This is a genomic window from Peptoniphilus indolicus ATCC 29427, from assembly GCF_000227315.1.
In the GTDB taxonomy this organism is placed as follows: domain Bacteria; phylum Bacillota; class Clostridia; order Tissierellales; family Peptoniphilaceae; genus Peptoniphilus; species Peptoniphilus indolicus.
The window spans coordinates 987,891-1,006,310 of sequence record NZ_JH165061.1 but is presented as its reverse complement, the minus strand read 5'-3'; the positions used below and the strand labels follow the sequence as shown (position 1 = coordinate 1,006,310).

At 30.9% G+C, this 18,420-nt stretch carries 20 protein-coding genes; 1 reads left to right on the top strand and 19 read right to left on the bottom strand.

The genetic code is table 11. From position 1 onward, the window contains the following. Positions 1-66: 66 nt before the first annotated feature. Positions 67-1,422, bottom strand: coding sequence for an MATE family efflux transporter (locus HMPREF9129_RS04540; protein ID WP_004820815.1), 1,356 nt, complete (start codon positions 1,420-1,422; stop codon positions 67-69). Between the two features lie 205 nt (positions 1,423-1,627). On the opposite strand from HMPREF9129_RS04540, the gene HMPREF9129_RS04535 reads away from it, so the two are divergent. Beyond that, positions 1,628-2,929 (top strand): YjiH family protein, encoded by a 1,302-nt coding sequence (locus HMPREF9129_RS04535; protein ID WP_004820813.1) that lies wholly within the window; start codon positions 1,628-1,630, stop codon positions 2,927-2,929. An 81-nt stretch (positions 2,930-3,010) separates the two neighbouring features. Here HMPREF9129_RS04535 and HMPREF9129_RS04530 read toward each other — a convergent pair whose 3' ends face one another. The 18 genes from HMPREF9129_RS04530 to HMPREF9129_RS04445 all read right to left on the bottom strand — a co-directional run bounded on the left by HMPREF9129_RS04530 (position 3,011) and on the right by HMPREF9129_RS04445 (position 18,378). Next, the gene (locus HMPREF9129_RS04530; protein ID WP_004820812.1) at positions 3,011-3,538 is read right to left on the bottom strand and encodes a DUF1722 domain-containing protein; all 528 of its coding nucleotides are present in this window, start codon (positions 3,536-3,538) and stop codon (positions 3,011-3,013) included. Positions 3,539-3,540: 2 nt separating this feature from the next. Then, the gene (gene msrB / locus HMPREF9129_RS04525) at positions 3,541-4,476 is read right to left on the bottom strand and encodes a peptide-methionine (R)-S-oxide reductase MsrB (RefSeq protein WP_040552316.1); all 936 of its coding nucleotides are present in this window, start codon (positions 4,474-4,476) and stop codon (positions 3,541-3,543) included. Positions 4,477-4,570: 94 nt separating this feature from the next. Next, complete coding sequence (locus HMPREF9129_RS04520; RefSeq protein WP_004820808.1) at positions 4,571-5,227, bottom strand: hypothetical protein; 657 nt, start codon at positions 5,225-5,227, stop codon at positions 4,571-4,573. 163 nt (positions 5,228-5,390) lie between these two features. Then, positions 5,391-6,746: a sensor histidine kinase gene (locus HMPREF9129_RS04515; protein ID WP_004820807.1), complete on the bottom strand. Its 1,356-nt coding sequence runs from the start codon at positions 6,744-6,746 to the stop codon at positions 5,391-5,393. 3 nt (positions 6,747-6,749) lie between these two features. Then, positions 6,750-7,436: a response regulator transcription factor gene (locus HMPREF9129_RS04510; protein ID WP_004820805.1), complete on the bottom strand. Its 687-nt coding sequence runs from the start codon at positions 7,434-7,436 to the stop codon at positions 6,750-6,752. Positions 7,437-7,537: 101 nt separating this feature from the next. Then, positions 7,538-7,813, bottom strand: coding sequence for a rhodanese-like domain-containing protein (locus HMPREF9129_RS04505; RefSeq protein WP_004820803.1), 276 nt, complete (start codon positions 7,811-7,813; stop codon positions 7,538-7,540). 11 nt (positions 7,814-7,824) lie between these two features. After that, positions 7,825-8,448 carry a hypothetical protein gene (locus tag HMPREF9129_RS04500; RefSeq protein ID WP_040552314.1) on the bottom strand — a complete coding sequence of 208 codons (624 nt, stop codon included), beginning with the start codon at positions 8,446-8,448 and terminating at the stop codon, positions 7,825-7,827. Positions 8,449-8,500: 52 nt separating this feature from the next. Continuing rightward, entirely contained in the window at positions 8,501-9,019 is a 519-nt protein-coding gene (locus tag HMPREF9129_RS04495; RefSeq protein WP_004820800.1) for a GNAT family N-acetyltransferase, read from the bottom strand. An 86-nt stretch (positions 9,020-9,105) separates the two neighbouring features. Next, the gene (locus tag HMPREF9129_RS04490) at positions 9,106-10,587 is read right to left on the bottom strand and encodes a DEAD/DEAH box helicase (RefSeq protein ID WP_245946067.1); all 1,482 of its coding nucleotides are present in this window, start codon (positions 10,585-10,587) and stop codon (positions 9,106-9,108) included. Between the two features lie 154 nt (positions 10,588-10,741). After that, positions 10,742-11,227 (bottom strand): DUF1003 domain-containing protein, encoded by a 486-nt coding sequence (locus HMPREF9129_RS04485; RefSeq protein ID WP_370882801.1) that lies wholly within the window; start codon positions 11,225-11,227, stop codon positions 10,742-10,744. A gap of 61 nt (positions 11,228-11,288) precedes the next feature. Then, positions 11,289-11,681, bottom strand: a complete 393-nt coding sequence (locus tag HMPREF9129_RS04480; RefSeq protein ID WP_004820794.1) for a (deoxy)nucleoside triphosphate pyrophosphohydrolase — start codon at positions 11,679-11,681, stop codon at positions 11,289-11,291. A 41-nt stretch (positions 11,682-11,722) separates the two neighbouring features. After that, complete coding sequence (locus HMPREF9129_RS04475; protein ID WP_115312135.1) at positions 11,723-13,843, bottom strand: M28 family peptidase; 2,121 nt, start codon at positions 13,841-13,843, stop codon at positions 11,723-11,725. 161 nt (positions 13,844-14,004) lie between these two features. After that, a complete protein-coding gene (locus tag HMPREF9129_RS04470; RefSeq protein ID WP_004820791.1) occupies positions 14,005-14,376 on the bottom strand; it encodes a TIGR02328 family protein in 372 nt (123 codons plus the stop codon). Between the two features lie 30 nt (positions 14,377-14,406). Further along, positions 14,407-15,378 (bottom strand): bile acid:sodium symporter family protein, encoded by a 972-nt coding sequence (locus tag HMPREF9129_RS04465; protein ID WP_004820788.1) that lies wholly within the window; start codon positions 15,376-15,378, stop codon positions 14,407-14,409. A 1-nt stretch (position 15,379) separates the two neighbouring features. After that, entirely contained in the window at positions 15,380-16,219 is an 840-nt protein-coding gene (gene panC, locus HMPREF9129_RS04460; RefSeq protein WP_040552309.1) for a pantoate--beta-alanine ligase, read from the bottom strand. A 300-nt stretch (positions 16,220-16,519) separates the two neighbouring features. Continuing rightward, positions 16,520-16,795, bottom strand: a complete 276-nt coding sequence (locus HMPREF9129_RS04455; protein ID WP_004820782.1) for a hypothetical protein — start codon at positions 16,793-16,795, stop codon at positions 16,520-16,522. Positions 16,796-16,836: 41 nt separating this feature from the next. Next, the gene (locus tag HMPREF9129_RS04450; protein WP_004820780.1) at positions 16,837-17,634 is read right to left on the bottom strand and encodes an ADP-ribosylglycohydrolase family protein; all 798 of its coding nucleotides are present in this window, start codon (positions 17,632-17,634) and stop codon (positions 16,837-16,839) included. A 312-nt stretch (positions 17,635-17,946) separates the two neighbouring features. Beyond that, the gene (locus HMPREF9129_RS04445; protein ID WP_040552307.1) at positions 17,947-18,378 is read right to left on the bottom strand and encodes a Dps family protein; all 432 of its coding nucleotides are present in this window, start codon (positions 18,376-18,378) and stop codon (positions 17,947-17,949) included. Positions 18,379-18,420 lie beyond the last annotated feature (42 nt).

The following is an 18,420-nucleotide window of genomic DNA, read 5'->3' as shown; positions in this document are numbered from 1 at the left end:
TCATGCCTCCCTAATTTTCTTTTTAATTGTCTCTATAATACAATAAAAAGTTTGTAAAATCAATATTTAGCCTTTTATCGTAACTACTCTTTCGTTAATTTTTTTATACGTATAATTTTTTATAAAATATCTTGAATATATAAAATTTACTATCTCTGCTATCAGATATGATCCCCAAACATATTCTATCTTTTCCAAAAAAGACAACAGATAAGCCGCTGGAACTAATGCCACAATTTGTCTTACCAATGATGAACAAAAAGATATCATTCCATTTCCAAGCGCTTGAAAAGTCGAACCTGCAACTATGTTATATGCTGCCAATATAAAGCAAGTAGAAATTATCCTAAGCGCCGGTATCCCTTGTTCATACATTTCTTGTGATGGATTGAAGAAAGATATTAATTGAGCTGGGAATATTTGGAATATTAAAAATCCTATCGTGCAAATTATTATTCCACCCTTCATACAGAACTTTATTATTTCCATACATCTTTCTTTATTTGCAGCTCCATAATTATATGCCAAAGTTGAAACCATTCCGTTTGTGAGACCAAATAATGGCATAAATATAAAACTTTGTAATTTAAAATACGCCCCTAAAATTGCAACTGCTGAGTCAGAAAATTGATTTAAGATTTTATTCAAAAAGTATACTGCCACAGAAGTTATAGACATCAACGCAAAGCTTGGTAAACCAACATCATATATTTTTTTTATAGTTTCAAAATCCGGTTTTGAGACGTTAAATTCAACTTCCTTATTATATGAATGATTAAATAATATCGCTATTATGGCGCCCACTGCTTGACCTATTACAGTTGCTATTGCCGCTCCCTTTACTCCCATTGACGGTAAAGAGAAAAGACCAAATATCAATATAGGGTCCAAAATTATATTTACAATTGCACCTATCCCTTGAGATAACATTGTAAAGAGAGTTTTACCCGTAGCTTGCAAAAGTCTTTCAGTCATGATTTGCAAAAATACAAAGATTGAAACTCCTGTAATTATAGTTATATAGTCTACTCCATACTTTATTATAGTTGGGTCTGTAGTCTGAGATTCAAAATACTGTTTAGAGAATGCAAGTCCAAAAACTAAAAATATAATACTGTGCACTACACACAAAAATAAACTGTTAAATGCAATCTTGCTTGTAAGTTTTTTATTCTTTTCACCCAAGCTTCTCGACAAAAGTGAATTCGAGCCAACTGCTGCTCCTATTGCCAAACTTATCATCAAATTTTGTATTGGAAATGCAATTGAAACTGCCGTGAATGCTTTTTCATCTATCATAGATACAAATTTTGAATCGACTATATTATATAGAGCTTGTATAAGCATTGATATCATTATAGGTATTGATATTTTTAAAACCAACTCAGGTATAGGTTGGTTAGCCATTTTTTCAGAATTCATAGATACCTCCGTCAGTAAATCTTACACTATATTTCCCCATATAACAACACATTATATACCCCCTTTTAACTCCTATACTGTCTACACAAAGTCAAATCTAATTACATTTCTTTTTTGATTTTTAAATATTTCAATCATCGTTTACTTAGCTAATTAGTCACCGTAAAATCTTTATCGTGTTATAATATATAAAAAGGAGGTTTTTATGAAAAACAGTAGAAGTAGTGCGCTATCAAAATTTATACTGTATAGTCTTTTTGGAATTTTCATGTTTTTTGTACCTATTACATTTAACGGTAAAAGTTCGATTCCTCTTGACCATATAGTTACATTAATTCAAAGCATACCTTATTATAAAGCAGTTTATGGATTAATAATAGTTATATTTGGAGTTATATATCCATTTGTAAAGCGAACTTGGAAAAGCAGTAAAATCAAAACTGCATTTACATTTATAAATTTACTAGCTATTCCATTTGTAATAATGGCTGTGTTTAATGTTGGACCTCAAGGTCTATTGGAAGACAGTATGATTCCATTTGTATTTAATAAGGTTGTAGTTCCGGTAACTACTATAATTCCAATTGGGTCTGTATTCTTAGCTTTTATAATTTCTTACGGTTTGATGGAATTTGTCGGTGTATTTATGCGACCTGTAATGATGCCTATATTTAAAACTCCCGGTCGTTCTGCAATAGATGCCGTTGCATCTTTTGTTGGCTCATATTCTCTTGCCCTTTTAATAACTAATGGAGTATATAAAGAAGGCAAATACACTGCTAAAGAATCTTGTATTATTGCAACAGGTTTTTCTACAGTTTCCGCTACATTTATGATTATAGTAGCTAAGACTCTTGGTTTTATGGAAACTCATTGGACTCAATACTTTTTAGTTACAGTAATAGTTACTTTCTTGGTAACAGCAATCACTGCAAGAATTTATCCACTTTCTAAAAAACCTGATGAATATTATGATGGCATTGAAGGAGACGTTGAAAAAGATATTAAACAAAATAAGTTGGCGGTTGCGACAGACCTTGCTGTTGAAGTTGCTTCTTCAGCTCCTGGTGTGGTTGAAAACACTAAGAAAAATTTTGTCGACGGTATAAAACTTGCTTTTGCAATGGCTCCATCTCTTATGGCTGTAGGTTCTATAGGTCTTATCATAGCTAAATACACTCCTGTATTTGATATTGTAGGATATATTTTCTATCCATTTACGTATATTACACGTCTTCCTGATGCTGGATTGGCTGCAAAATCTCTTTCAATGAGTATTGCTGAAATGTTCTTACCTGCAATGCCTATGACTGAATCTGCTATGGTAACAAAATTTGTAGTTGGAGTGACTTGTGTTTCTGAAATTTTATTCTTCAGTGGTTCAATCCCTTCAATGTTGAGTACAGAAATACCTTTAAAAATGAGAGATTATTTTATAATTTGGTTTGAAAGAGTTGCTCTGTCTATACTTTTAGCTGCACCTTTCGCACATTTCTTATTTAGATAATTTTTATAAGTAAATTAAAAGTTGTGTAATTAGTTTAAATCCAAGCTAAATACACGACTTTTTATTCCCACCAAAATTTTTTTAATATGAACTGGTTTGAAATATATTCTTTTTTATATTTTTTGAAAACTCAAACAATTTATTTCTGATTTCAAAATCACTGATATTTGTTTTTTCAAATTCATTGATAATTCTAAAATAATCTGCCTTTTCATCTTCTGATAAATCACTTCTAAAATATCCAAAAATATGAAAATATGCATTTACTGCTCTACCTTTTGTTATCGGCTCATCTAAAATTTCAAGTAGTACTTTTTTATAATCTTCAAATACTTTTTCTAAGTTTTTACTTTTACTGTTTGCAATTATCCTTCCAAGTTCGTCTTTTTTATTTATATCATAACAAAAATATAAATATTTATTTCTAGCATGAAACTTAATAAGTTCACTTAATTGTCTTTTATTATTCTTTATTTCCTCTAATTCTTCTATTAAAAAAATTTTTGTAACTATTTTTCTTTTTTCAAAATTATCTAACTTTTCAAAACTTTTTTCACTTACTCCAAATTTTTCTAGTAAATTTATCTCTATTCTTTTGAACGTATTCATTGCTACTTAATGTACTCTTTTAAATATCCATATCCTTCTTTTTCTAAATCTTCTTTTGGAATGAATTTAATTGACGCACTGTTTATGCAATATCTAAGTCCGCCCTTTTCTGCCGGACCATCTTCAAAAACATGACCTAAGTGGGATTCTCCTGAGTTACTTTTAACTTCTATTCTATTCATATTGTGGCTATTGTCTTGATTATATTTTACAGTTTCAGGAGCAATTGGCCTTGTGAAACTTGGCCATCCACAACCTGAATCAAATTTATCTTTTGAAGCAAAAAGTGGTTCTCCAGTGACTACATCAACATAAAGTCCTTCTTCTTTAGAGTTCCAATATTCATTTTCAAACGGTCTTTCTGTTGCGCTGTTTTGTGTGACTTGATATTGTTCTTCTGAAAGTTTGTTTCTAATTTCTTCTTCACTTGGCTTTACATATTTTTCAGAATCAACTAATGGCTCATAAGCTTTTAAGACGTTTATATGGCAATATCCTGTTGGATTTTTTTGTAAATAGTCTTGATGATATTCTTCAGCTAACACAAAGTGTTTCAATGGCTCTACTTCCACTACTATTTTTTCAGCATAGTTCTTTTGTTTTTCATCAAATACTTTTTTAATGACTTCTAATTCTGAATCATCTGTATAGTAAATTCCAGTTCTGTATTGCGTTCCAACATCATTTCCCTGTTTATTCATTGAAGTTGGATCTATAACTCTGAAATAATAAAGCAAAATTTCTCTTAAAGATATTTTTGATTCATCATAAGTGATGTGTATTGTCTCTGCATGACCTGTTGTCTTTATAAGTTGATAGTTTGTAGTTTCAACACTTCCATTCGCATAACCTGACACTACATCTATTACTCCTTCAATTCTGCTGAAATAATCTTCAAGGCCCCAAAAACATCCGCCTGCTAAATATATATTTTTCATAAAATTATTCCTCCCTTTTAATACTATACTTTTACCCACTGCTACCAAATCTTACTTAACAAAAAGACAACTGTTTCCAGCTGCCTTTTAAACTTTATCTATTAAATTCTTCGTCTATCGGTGTTATTTCAGGAAATAACTTATCTAATATCTTTTGATTTTTTTCGTTAGCTTTTTCTACTACAGAATATAGTTTGTCTAATTCAACTGACAATTCTTTGGTCTCTGCTTCAGCTTTTTCACTTAGCTTATCCCATTCTGAATCTAAAGTGTTAATCTTCTCCTGTTCTGCCTTTAGAGTAGCTTTTTCTCCGGCTGTTAAATTCTTAGCTTTTTCAATTTCAGCTATTGTATCTTCTGACATAGCTTCGTCATCTATTCCTTCATAGAATTTTTCCCATAGTTTTTCGTTTGAGCCGTATATTTTGTCATACTTTTCATAGATAGGATTCATAATTTTTTCATAGATGATATCCACTTGTGCTTCTAAGTCATCAATCTTCTTCCAAGTTGGTGCAAGTTCTGCCTCTGTTTTAAGCAATTGTTGCTTTTCTGCTTCTGTAATATTTTTTGAACTCTTTATACAATCTATAAAACTTTTTTCTTTTTGTCCGTCTTCAAAAACACAAGCACATTCTGTAGTTTCTTTGCTATCTTTGTTTTGTGATGATGCATTTACTGGCATCATGCCTGTCAATATTGTTCTTCCAAATACTACCTCTGTTAATAATAATGTACCTAGTTTTTTCATATAATTCACTCCTTAAATTCATCTTTATTTTTATTTTTTAGATAGTTTGTTTTTCTATCTGTCATTATTCTACAAAATATGTTTAGGAGAAATCCCCTCAACTTTGAATGAATTATTAGTTTATTTGTGGCAAAACTGTGGCAAATTATTTCTATATTCTAAATTACAATGTAAATTTAGTTTCTCCAATCATTGAACTGACATTTACACCACCGTATTTCTTCATTATGTCTTTTACAATAGATAGCCCTATCCCGAAATTTCCCTCTTTCCCCTTATAAAATCTCTCAAAAATATGCTCTATTTCAGTAGGCTCTATTCCATTTCCGTCATCAACTATGTCTATTTTTATCATATTTTCAGATTTAAATCCACTTATTTTAATAGTAGTCTTGGCATATCTATAGGCATTTGAAATTATATTATCAAATACTTTTTCGATAAGTTCTTCATCTCCGATAATCTTTAAATCATCATCTAAATCTATTTTAAAACTTATATCTTTGTTGTTGCCAACAGAAATGTTATTTGAAGACTCGTAAATTACATCTGAAATATCAACTTCTCTCTCGTCCAATTCTTTTGTCTCAAATTTTGATAAATATAAAATATCATCGACCAATCGGGACATTTTCTTGCTCTGTTTATAAATTACACCAAGCCCTTTTTCTTTATCTATCACTCCATGCATTATACCCTCTGTATACCCTTGAATTGACATAAGTGGAGTTCTCAATTCATGTGAGGCATTTTGAAAAAAGCTCTTTTGTAAATTTTCTGATTTATCTATCAAATTTGACATATTGTCTATCGTATCTACAACACTTTCAAATTCTTCATACAGTACATCTGCCTTTTCTATATCCTTTTCCCTCTGACCGACTTTCAACAAATACTTATTCAAATTTCTAAAAGAAATATTTATTCGTCTTAGATGTAGAGAAATTAACAAAACACTTAGTCCTGCAAAAATTGTAAACAGCACAACTATAAATTTATCCATCAACTTCACTATGCTCTGCACAGAAGTTGTGTTTATATACACTATTATTTCATATGGCTCTTTTTCCTTTCCAGCTGCAAATATAAAATATCCATCAAACTCTCCGGTGTACATTCTCCTCTCAAATATATATGATTGGTCTCCAACAGTTACAGAAGTTTGTCCGTCTTTTAATTCATCTTTTTTCGATAATTCTCTTAAGATTGCTTCTGACTCTATCTTTTCTCTATCCGTGTACCAATCTCCTATATACTTATTTGGGTCTTTCTGAGGTTGCACTATGATTGTGTGTACTGGAAAAAATATTCTGTTGTAGGTTTCCAATGAATATTCTGTCATCTCAGGCTCATTTACATACCTTAAAACAAATTCTTCATTTATGGAGTCTGCCGTTATCTCTGTTATATATCCCTTCATAATTACATGAAATATTATAGTTACAAAAATAAAAACTGACAAAATACTTATTGGAGGAATTATCAAAAGACTATTTGAAAGTTTTTTTCTCTTATTCATAATTTAATCCTTTAATTTTAACCTGAATCCATATCCCCAAACAGTTTCTATTTGAACTTCACTGCCACTATCTTTTAATTTTTTTCTAAGCCTTTTGATTGTATCATCAGTTACTCTCGTTTCAACTGACACACTGTAACCCCAAACTTCATTTAACAGTTCTTCTCTTGATACTGCCAAATCTTTTCTCTCTATTAAATAACTAAGAAGACTGTATTCCGTCTTGGTTAAATTTATTTCTGCCTCATTTATCTCACACTTTTTTAACGACGGAAATAGAGTTATATCTCCAAAAACAAGTTCATCAGACTCTTTTTTTGTCTTGTTTTCACGTTTTAAAATAGCATTTACTCTCATCATAAGCTTTACCAACGAAAATGGTTTTGTAAAATAATCATCGCACCCCGCTGTAAAACCTGTTATGTAATCCATGTCTGTATCTCTTGCGGTTAATAATAAAATTGGAATTTCTGATATCTCTCTTATTTTATTTGTCACTGCAAATCCGTCAGTCCCTCGCATCATAACATCAAATATTATCAAATCCGGTTCTTGATTCTTAAATTCTTCAAATAATAAATCTCCATTTTCAAAAATCTTCACAGTATGTCCTGCTTCTTCCAAAAAACTCTTTATCAATTCTCTTATATCTTTTTCATCATCTGCTACGTAAACTAATCCCTTTGTCATTTTTCAACTCTCTATTTAAAAATTATTTTTAATATTATTAAAATTATACACAGCCACCAACTATTTATAAAAAATAAAAAGTGCATCTTTTGATACACTTTCTAGCCTCTATAGGTCATCATTCCACCCTTTATGTTCACAGCGTCCATTCCTTTTTTCTGTAAATAAATTGCTGCTCTTTTACTTCTCGCTCCACTTGCACAAACTAAATAAATTTTCTTTTTTGATTCAAAATTTTGAATTTGAGAAAGAGGTACATTCTTCGCCTTAGGTGCGTGTCCAGCTTTAAACTCATAAGGTTCTCTTACATCAACTATAATCCCATCATCTTCTATCTCGTCCCATGTTGCAGAGGGAACGGATTTAAAAAACCACATATTCTTCTCCTTTAAATTTCTGCAGGTATTGGTTCTGCTAATGTTTCATTTTCAAAAAAATCTGTTCCTTCAATGGCATTGTTAGTAATTGCATAAAAAGATGTTACAAATGCTTCTCCATCTATGGCAAAGTTCACGGTTAAAAGATTTGACTCCATAAAATATTTTTCAAATTGAGTTCTGTATCTATTCATTTCATAGACGTATCCACTGTCAAGTTTTTTCAGTTTCCCTTCTATTACTCTCTCGCCATCTTGAACATCTAAATAAGACGGTTTAGATACAATAGTTATCTTAGGAGTTTCATCCGGTTCTATGACTTTCCCATCCTTATTAAATAAAAGATAGATGTTTTTATCTTCTTCCAAGTGAATCGTTGGAATATCGCCTTCAATTCTGCCGTTTAGAAAATCATTTAATTTTTCAAAATCAGCTTCATCCTTCTTTGAAAATTCCTCTTGTGTAAATGTCTTTACTATTGGTATTCTCTTATCAGTGCTAAGTCTCACATCCACCTTTACACCATCAACCGTATTATTTCTCATAAATTCTGGAGTGGGTCTAAAAGCATTTACACAAAAAACAACTATAATCACCAAAACTAATCCTAAACCCAAAAAGATTTTTTTAAGCATTTTATCCTCCTGCACATTATAGTGTAGTTAATTTATACCCTAAAAAATAGTTTTATCTAATTTCTCCAATAGTCTTTTGAGCCCATACAACTCCATACCATTTACCAAACTTATATCCTATGTGTTTAAACTCTCCAACAAATTCAAATCCCATTTTCTTATGAAATTCAATACTTGCTCCATCACTCTTTGAATCTTTTTCATCTGCTGTAGTTATACAAGCACACATATTCACTATTCCCTGTTCTATCAAAAGTTCTTCTAGTTTATCATATAGTTTTCTACCTATTCCGTTTCTTCTATTTCCCTTTCTCAAATAAATCGAAGTTTCAACAGATTTGTCATAAGCCGCTCTGCTCTTAAATACATTTGCATATGCATATCCAACTATCTCTCCATCAACTTCCGCAACTATGTAAGGATATTTGGTAGATATGCTCTCTATTCTGTCTCTAAATTCAGCTTCTGTTGGTGGTTCATATTCAAAACTTATGGATGTATCTATAACGTAAGGACTATATATTGCAAGTAAGTCTTTTGTGTCATCTAAATTAACTCTTCTTATATTCATATTTCACCCCTAAATTTATTTTTACTAGTATAACAAATTTTTTTATTTTGTACCAAAAAAACTGTGCTCATCACACAGTTTCTAAATTAATTTGAATATCTTTTTTTGTTGCCTTTTTTGAAATCTTTATAGTTATTAGATTTCTTGCCATTCTTATTTCTATTTTTGTTGTTATTGTTTCTGTTGTAGTTATTAAAGCCTTTACCTTTTTTGGAACCGCCTTTTCCTGACCACTTATATTTTTTACCGTAGTCAACTTGGTCAAGTCTTTGATGATTTCTTTGGTTTTCTTGCTCATCTACCATTTTAAGAAGTAGTGCTGCAATTTCAACCGCTCCATATTCTCTGGCTAATAGTCCATCAATTATAGGTAGGTACTTAGAAATATCTGGTTTTCTTTCCATTTTTTCTTCAACAATCTCTATCAATCTGTCAAATTGTCTTGCATCCATATCTGAAATTGTAGGAAGTTCCATATATTCCATTTGAGCTTTTGTGTAACGCATTATATCTTGTAGTTTGTAGATATCTCTTCCTACAACAAAAGAAAATGCCTTTCCTTTTCTACCGGCTCTAGCCGTACGACCTATTCTGTGTACATAGTACTCTTCATCTTGTGGTATATCGAAGTTTATTACTACATCAACATTTCCAACATCAATACCTCTTGCAGCAACATCTGTTGCAACTAAGATTTCTATGTTAGATTGTCTGAACTTCTTCATAACTTGGTCTCTTTGATTTTGTTTCAAATCTCCATGAAGTCCATCTGCTCTGTAGCCACGTGATAAAAGGTCTTCAACCAATTTATCAACTTTTCTCTTTGTATTACAGAACACTATAGAAAGTTTAGGATTGTAAATATCCACTATACGGCTTAAAATTTCTGTCTTCATTACTTCTGACATTTCAAGATAATATTGTGTTATATTTTCAACTGTAAGCTCTTTGTGTTTTACTTTTATAACCTCAGGGTCATTTTGATATATTTTTGAAAATTCTGTTATTTCTTTTCCCATTGTCGCTGAGAAGAAACAAGTTTGTTTTTCTCTATTCGTTTGGTCGAATATGGTCTTCATATCATCTCTAAAGCCCATATCAAACATTTCATCCGCTTCATCTAAAACTGCAATCTTTAAATCGCCGAGTTTTAATGTTCTTCTTCGTAAATGGTCCATTATACGTCCCGGAGTTCCAACAACTATTTGAGCATCATTTTTTAATGCAACTCTTTGTCTATCAAAATTTGTTCCCCCATAAATTGGAACAACGTGAATCCCTTTTTTATATTTAGCTAATTTTGTTATTTCATTTGCAACTTGAATTGTAAGTTCTCTTGTAGGACATAAGACTAAACCTTGTACATAATTTTCAGGTTCTACAATTTCTATCATAGGTATACCAAAAGAGGCAGTCTTTCCCGTACCTGTTTGAGCTTGTCCTATAAGGTCTCTACCTTCTAAGAGTGGTGTTATACTTTGTGCTTGAATAGGACTTGCTTCTTCAAATCCCATTTCCTCAACAGCTTTTAAAATCTCTGCTGAAAGAGATAATTCATTAAATTTCAATAATTTTTCCTTTCTGATTCTTAAACTGAAAAAGGCAATCGAGCTGAACTCGACTGCCAAATTCTTTCCTTTAATCAATTTTACGCTATATTTGTGATTAATGCAAACAATACTTTTTAAACAGTAGCTAGATATTGCTACCAAATAATATTTTTTATTCACTTTGTTTATCTTTTTCTTCTAACAAAATATCTAATTTTCTGTGAATATCTTGTATAATTATTTCTGTCTTTAAATTGACTTTATAATCATTTTCTGCTCTTTGCCTATCTTTTTCTTCTTGTCTATTTTGACTCATCATAATCAACGGAGCTTGTATAGCTGCCGTACAAGAAAGGATTAAATTTAATAATATAAAAGGAAACGGGTCAAAAGCTTTATTTCCTAATTTATTATTTATCATAATCCAAGCCGCAAGAGCCACAGTAAATAATATTATAAAAGTCCAACTTCCCGCAAACTTAGCTAATTTATCAGCTGCTTTTTGACCAAGTGTATATTTCTTTTTAGACGCTAAATCTTTAAATACTGTCCTATCCAATATTAGATGAAGAATTTCTTCATCCGTTAATTCTTCTTCAACATCTTCCAATATAACTTTAAGTATTTCTAACTTATTTAACTTATCCAAATTATACACCCCCACAAAAAGTTTAGCTTTTAAATATATTTATCCAAAAAATTAATTATAAACCTAAATTTCAAACTATAAATTTTGATTTTAACTCTTCAATGACTTTGACATTTCCAGCTAAAAATTCAAATTTGTCAATTTCATCTATGGTAATCCAGCTTGAATCCATATGCTCTTTTAAAATTATGTTACCTTTTAAAATTCTTGCCATATATACAGACAAATCGACAGAAAAATTTTCATAGTTGTGTTCTATTTTACACAGCATTTCACAAACTTCGACTTCAATTTCTAATTCTTCTCTAATCTCTCTTTTTAAAGCTTCTTCATCGCTCTCTAAAGCTTCAACTTTGCCACCGGGAAATTCCCAAAATCCTTTGAATTCTCCATAGCCTCTCTTAGCTATAAAAAATTTATTTTCAGCTCTTATGACTGCCGCGACAACTTTTATTTTCTTCATACTTTTATCTCTTTATTTATAATTTTCCAATCAAATAAGTATTACTTAATTGATTCCAACAAATTGTTAATTTCTTTCACAGATTTTAATTCTTCAGCTACAGTTTGTTTTAAAATTTCTTGCTCTTCTTTTATAGATTTAGAAATTATTTCAAGTTCAGCACTGTACTCTTTTCCATCGCCTTTTTCTTGTAAAGAATTTATTAAATCATACAAATCTCTATGCGAAACAACTTTGCCAGCGCCCCACATAAGTTTTCCTTTTTCTGCATTGATTACATAGTTAGTAAAATATTCAAAAACATCTTTGTCAAAACTATATGCGTACCAATTGTTGTCAACTTTATATAATTCCTCATCTAAAGCTTTTGTAACATCACCTTTTTCTATCAAACCTTTCGAATTTGACAAGGCTTCTATGTTAGTTTGAGGATTTTGATGCGCAAAGATAGGCTCATCTTCCCAAGTAAGTCTCACCAAATTACTTTCAGCATATTTAAAAGTCTCAAGCAATTTAGAATTTAATTCCTTCGACGCTTTTAAGATTCCATCTGTTGGCTCATTATTTACCAAGGCATTTTTATAGTCTTGATTTAATTTTTCAACTTTCTTCATTACTTCTTTGGCATTTGAAATTGCTCTATCACTCTCAGCAATTAACTCTTTATATTCCGTTCCCTCTGATTTATTCATTTCAGCATTTATAGATTCTTTTAAAGCTTCCATTCTATTTGAAAAATCAAGTGGCACAACTGCTGTCTTATCGTAATAAATTCCAAGTAACCCATATAAATTTTGGTGGAATTTTAAAGCTTTCTCATTGTAAGTTTCTTTGTCGTCCATTTGAGTATGGTAATGAGTCTTCATAAATTCACTGTCTTGAAAATCATTTCTAAGCGCAGGAATTCCAGAAGTTGCAAAAGAAAAATCATCAGACCACGTTCTAAGCGGAGCAACAACTTCTATGCCATCCTTATACACACCATCTACTTTTGGAACTAATTTAGAAAAATCAGTTAGATAATTTTTCAATTCATATATCGCTCTTATTTCATCGTGAGTTTCATGCTCATAAGCCGGCAACTCAAAATTTATATCTAAAAGAGCATTTCCTATCCACTCAGGTCTGGCTTCGTTTATCTGTCTGTAAGCTCCAGTACTCCAATCATATCTTGTGTTTGATACTCCCCACTCTTCAGCAGACAATGCAGCAAATACAATTGTCTTGTCAGGTTGATATCCTGATTCAACCATTGCCTTAGCTATTGACATCATAAGTCCAACAGCCATACTGTTGTCTTGCAGACCACTGAAATAAGCATCATAGTGTGCAGAATAAACTATTACATTATCTTTATCCTTACCCTCTATTTTCCCAATGTAATTATAAGTCTTTTGGTCAAAATCAACTTTAGATTTTGCATCTAACTTTACTTTTGTATTCCCATTATCAATGGCCTCTTTTAACACATTCCTGTCAGCTTTTGATATTGAAAATACCGGAGCATAATCTGGCCCACAAATATCTTGAGCGTTTAAAGCTTTATCATCTACTTCAGAATATCCACCATCTTGGGCAACAATCACTGCCACCGCACCCTTAAAATGAGCTTGTAGCGTAGGATAATTTACCCACCATTCTTCTCTTTGATTTATATCTAAGAGTACCAATTTACCAGTTACGTCTATATTTTCATAATCATCTTTAGTGCCCTTGCCGGCATAAACTATATCAAATTCCTTTTCACCCTTAGTGTCAAAATTTATCTGATATCCACCTAAAACTGATTTAACTTCATTTCCACTTTTATCTTTAAAAATAAGATTAGCTTTTTCAAATTCCCACTTATCTACTCTTATCTCATCAGCACTTACTTCAGTAAGGCCTATGTTTTTCATTTCTTTTTCTAAGTATTTTCCAGCTTCATATTCAGCAGAACTTCCCGCTGTTCTATACCCTAGTTCTTGATTTTGTTTGAACTCTCCCAAGTCAAGTGCAATCTTATGTGCATATTCAGTATCTACTTTTTCCAAGTAATTTTTAAAATCTTTTTCTTGAATTTCTGAATACTTTGAATCCACAGAATTACCTTTCTGCCCACAACCTACAACAACGAGAATGCAAAATAGCACACTCATTAAAACTTTTAACCTTTTCTTCAATTAACTACCTCCTCAAAAAAATATCATAATATATTAAACATTTTTTTTTAATATATTTGCAATAGTTTTTTTGAATTTATATTAAATTATTTATTTCCTAAATTTTTTATTTTAATAATAAAAAATAACCCCAAGTTACATAACTCAGGATTATTGAAAATTTATTTATATTCTATTTTAATTCCTTTTTCGGCTAAATTATTTAAACACTCTTCTAAATATTTATCGTCGTGTTCAGAATATATTGGCTTTGAGATTTTTTCATGCTCGAGTGTATCGTACGCTCTACATTTTTCTCCTCTATACAAATGATTTTCCCATTTTAAATTCGGTTTATATCCTCTGTTTTTCATCTCTTGCATAACAAGAGAGTGGTACTTATACAATTTATAAGGAGAGTGAGTAAATACATAGTCAACTGTGGAATGTCTTTTGCCCCATCCATTTCCTCTTAGCGCACAACATTCTCTGTGTTGACCTAAGAGTTGTTGCCTTGGTAATTTACTTATTAGATCCTCATGCCACAATCTCATATTAAACCTCTCTAAATATTATGAAAACTTTTAAATACTCTCTAACTCAGCTTTCATATTATTTTCTATATTTTTACTTCCACTTCTTCTGATATTTGCGAATACAGAGCCTGTTAAATTGTGCATTACACTAAAAATTGCTCCCGGCAAAGTTGCCAATGGATTCATTGCAAAGTTTGCTGTAGCTAATGACACAGCTAAACCACTGTTTTGCATTCCAACTTCAATCGCAACTGCTGTAGCTTTTTTGTATTCCACTCCAAATAGCTTAGAAATTCCCATTCCCATCAAAAGCCCCAATACATTGTGTATAAATACAACCATTGTAACTAGCATTACGCTTTCAACTATTTTATCTGAATTAATTGCAATTATTCCTGATATTATAAGAATTATTGAAATTGATGAAACAAGCGGCAATACAGGAGTTACATATTCCATTTTTTCTCCAGCTATATTTTTTACAAATATCCCCAATAAAACCGGTATCAAAATTACTTTAATAACAGTTATAAACATAGCATATAGCGAAACATTTATCCACGCTCCTGCCAATAGGTATACTAAAACCGGTGTCAAGAATGGTGCAAGGAGAGTTGAAACAGTTGTCATTGTAACTGAAAGAGCTACATCTCCACCAGCTATGTGTGTCATTACATTACTTGCCGTACCACCCGGGCAACATCCGACTAAAATCACACCCAATGCTATATCGCTTGGCAAATTCAACATTATACACAATCCCCATGCTATTAATGGCATAAATATAAATTGTGCTATAACACCTATTATTATTTCTTTTGGCTTAACAACTATAGATTTCATACTAAAAAAATCAATTGTAGTACCCATTCCAAACATTGCTACCCCTAAGAAAATTGCAGTGTATTTTGTCATCCACGCAAATCCCGATGGATAAAAAAATGCTATTGTAGATAAAATCACTATTATGAAGATAATTTTATTAACTACAAAACTTGAAAATTTATTAAATTTTGCCATTTTACACCTCGTAAGTGAAGTTATCTATTAGTCTTGCACTTCCCATATCAACAGCAAGAGCAACCAATACATCCCCTTCTACCGTTTCTACGGGTTGTAAAAATTCAGAATCTACAACTTGTATATAGTCTATTTTTGCATAAGGTACTTCATTTATAACTTCTGTCATCGCAGATATTATATCTTTTGAAGCAACTCCCTTTCCTATTATTTCCTTTGCCTTTTGTATTGATTTATAAAGACAAAGAGCGTCTTTTCTCTCTTGTTCATTTAAATATTTATTTCTTGAAGACATTGCCAAACCGTCAGCTTCTCTAACTATTGGACATCCTATAAGTTCTATATCAAAATTTAAATCTTTAACCATTTTTCTCAAAACGGCCAATTGTTGAGCATCTTTTTGTCCAAAATATCCTCTGTCAGCTTTGCTTATGTTAAATAGTTTAGACACTACTGTACAAACTCCTTGGAAATGTATCGGTCTAGACATCCCACACAATTGATTTGTAAGTTCTTCAACTTTTACATAAGTTTTTAAGTTGTCATACATATCATCAACATCAGGAGTAAAAACTAAATCAACTCCTTGTGCCTCACACTTGCTAAGGTCACTTTCCAAATCTTTTGGATAATTATCTAAATCTTCATTAGGACCAAATTGAGTTGGGTTTAAAAATATAGATACCATTACAAAATCATTATCTTCTCTGGCTCTTTTAATTAAACTCATATGCCCATCATGTAAAAATCCCATTGTTGGAACTAATCCTATTTTCTTCCCTTGTAATTTTATGGGATTTACAATCTCTCTTACTTCTGCTACTGTTTTTACTACTTTCATATTTTCTCCTCTAAATTTTATTAGAGACAGCACGACATTCAACCCATAAAATAAAAAAATGACTAACACTCAAATATCAATTCATCGCATGAAAAAATAAATGACAAAGTCATGTATTTACAATATTTAAAGTCTTATTAAAAATATAAGCTTGATTGTTCAGTTTTATAAGTTTGTGTCATGAGTATAGTTAAAAAAATACCATCTCTAAGTAATAGAATAACAATAAATTTTATATTTGCAAGAATAATTAATACTTTTTACAAATTTATTCTCTATACAATTAAACAGTCTGTTATTTTAAAGAGAATAGTTTAATAAAAAAGCTAAAATTATTTCTATAATTGCAATTATTCTTATATATTTTTTACTCTTTTCAAGCCCATACTTTTGTTTCATCTCAAAAGTATACACCGGATAAAACAACAAAAATATCCCTATTGAAGCAAATATCAAACAATTTAAAAATGAACTTCTAATTGTAAAATCATTTAGTAAATTAAATAGTATTACCATAATCACCCAGTAAAATATTAATTTTTTAAATGTTATGCTTCCCATTATTTTATTTAACATTAACTTTTTCAGATTTAATCCCCTAATTCATCTAACACTTTTCAGCTCAAAATACCGTAGAACTTTTCTAACACGCTCAGCATTTTTCCATCTATGTACTTATTGCATTTTACAATTAACTCGTCAGGAATCCCAAAAAAAGCCTCTGCAATACTGCCGCTTATAGCTGCTACTGTGTCTGTATCCCCACCCAATGACACAGCATTTCTAATAGTATCTTCAAAATCAATCCCCTCTAAAAAAGAAATTATTGCTTCAGGAACTGTCTTTTGACAAATTTCATACCTCTGGTAAGTTGGCCTTATCTCGTCTATCGTCCTATTCAAATCGTACGCAAATTCACTTTCGATATAACCTTTTATTTCTTCTTTAGTAGCTCCATTCCTAGCTAGATAAATTGCAGAAGCTATTGCCTCAGCTCCCTTTATCCCCTCAGGATGATTATGTGTTACTGCCGCTGTAGCCTTAGCTATTTCTCTAGTTCTTTCAAGCGAATCATATAACCAACCAACAGAAGAAACTCTCATTGCCGAACCATTTCCAAAACTGTTATATGGCTTAGGATCAATTTCAAATATCCATTCTCTAAAAGACAGTCCATAACTTTTATTTGGATACTCTCTACCCCAAGTTTGCATGGACTTTGCAACTTCAATTTCTACATCTTTCAATTCGGTATTGATTTTTAAATTCATTAAAGCTTCCCCAACTGCCAAAGTCATTACCGTATCATCAGTGAATTTAGACTCTCTATTAAACAAAACAAAATCTTTTGTCTTTTCTCCTCTATCAAATTCATAAGGAGAGCCTATTATATCTCCCAAAATTGCACCATACATAAAGCTCAACTCCTTCTGTTTACAATCTACATCTTACTAATTATTCTAACATACATTCGCAGCTTCTTATTAAAGATATGATTTGATAGATAGTTATAATCCAAAGTTTTCCTAGTTATAGTCTAAAGTCACTACCTTAGTTTTCTTCAAAATTTATTTTTCTTGACTATTTAGACATCCATATAATAGTTTTTTATATTATCTTTGAGATTTTATTACATTTTTTCAAGTGCATTATTTTATATTCCAATTAACTAAAGACAACAAATAAAAAAGCTAAAGACAATTTAATATCTTTAGCTCTTATCCTCATTATTTACTTGCTTGTGAAATCATCCAAATTACTTTGCTATAACTTCCAATAAGTTCATCCATATTAGCAGAAACTAAATAATCATTTTTATCATCTGCATCAGCTTTAATCTCTTCAGCTTTATTCAATAGATGTTTGTAATCTTCCTTTAATACTTCAAATATCTTTTTAACATCATTTTGGAATTCTCCTTCCGATTCTTCTATTTCAGCATTTTCCAAAAATTGTTTCATGTTTGATACCGGTTTTCCATTTATCATCAGAATTAATTCTCCAATACTATCTATTTGAGGTAAAATTCCATTGTACATTTCTTCTAGTTGTCCATGAACTTGGAAGAAGTTAAGTCCTGAAACATACCAATGAAAGTTTTGTAACTTGTGATAAAATACGATCAGATCTGACAATAAAACATTTAATTTCTTTTCCATAATTTTCTCCTTTATTTTATAAATCTTTTCCTTTTTTATATT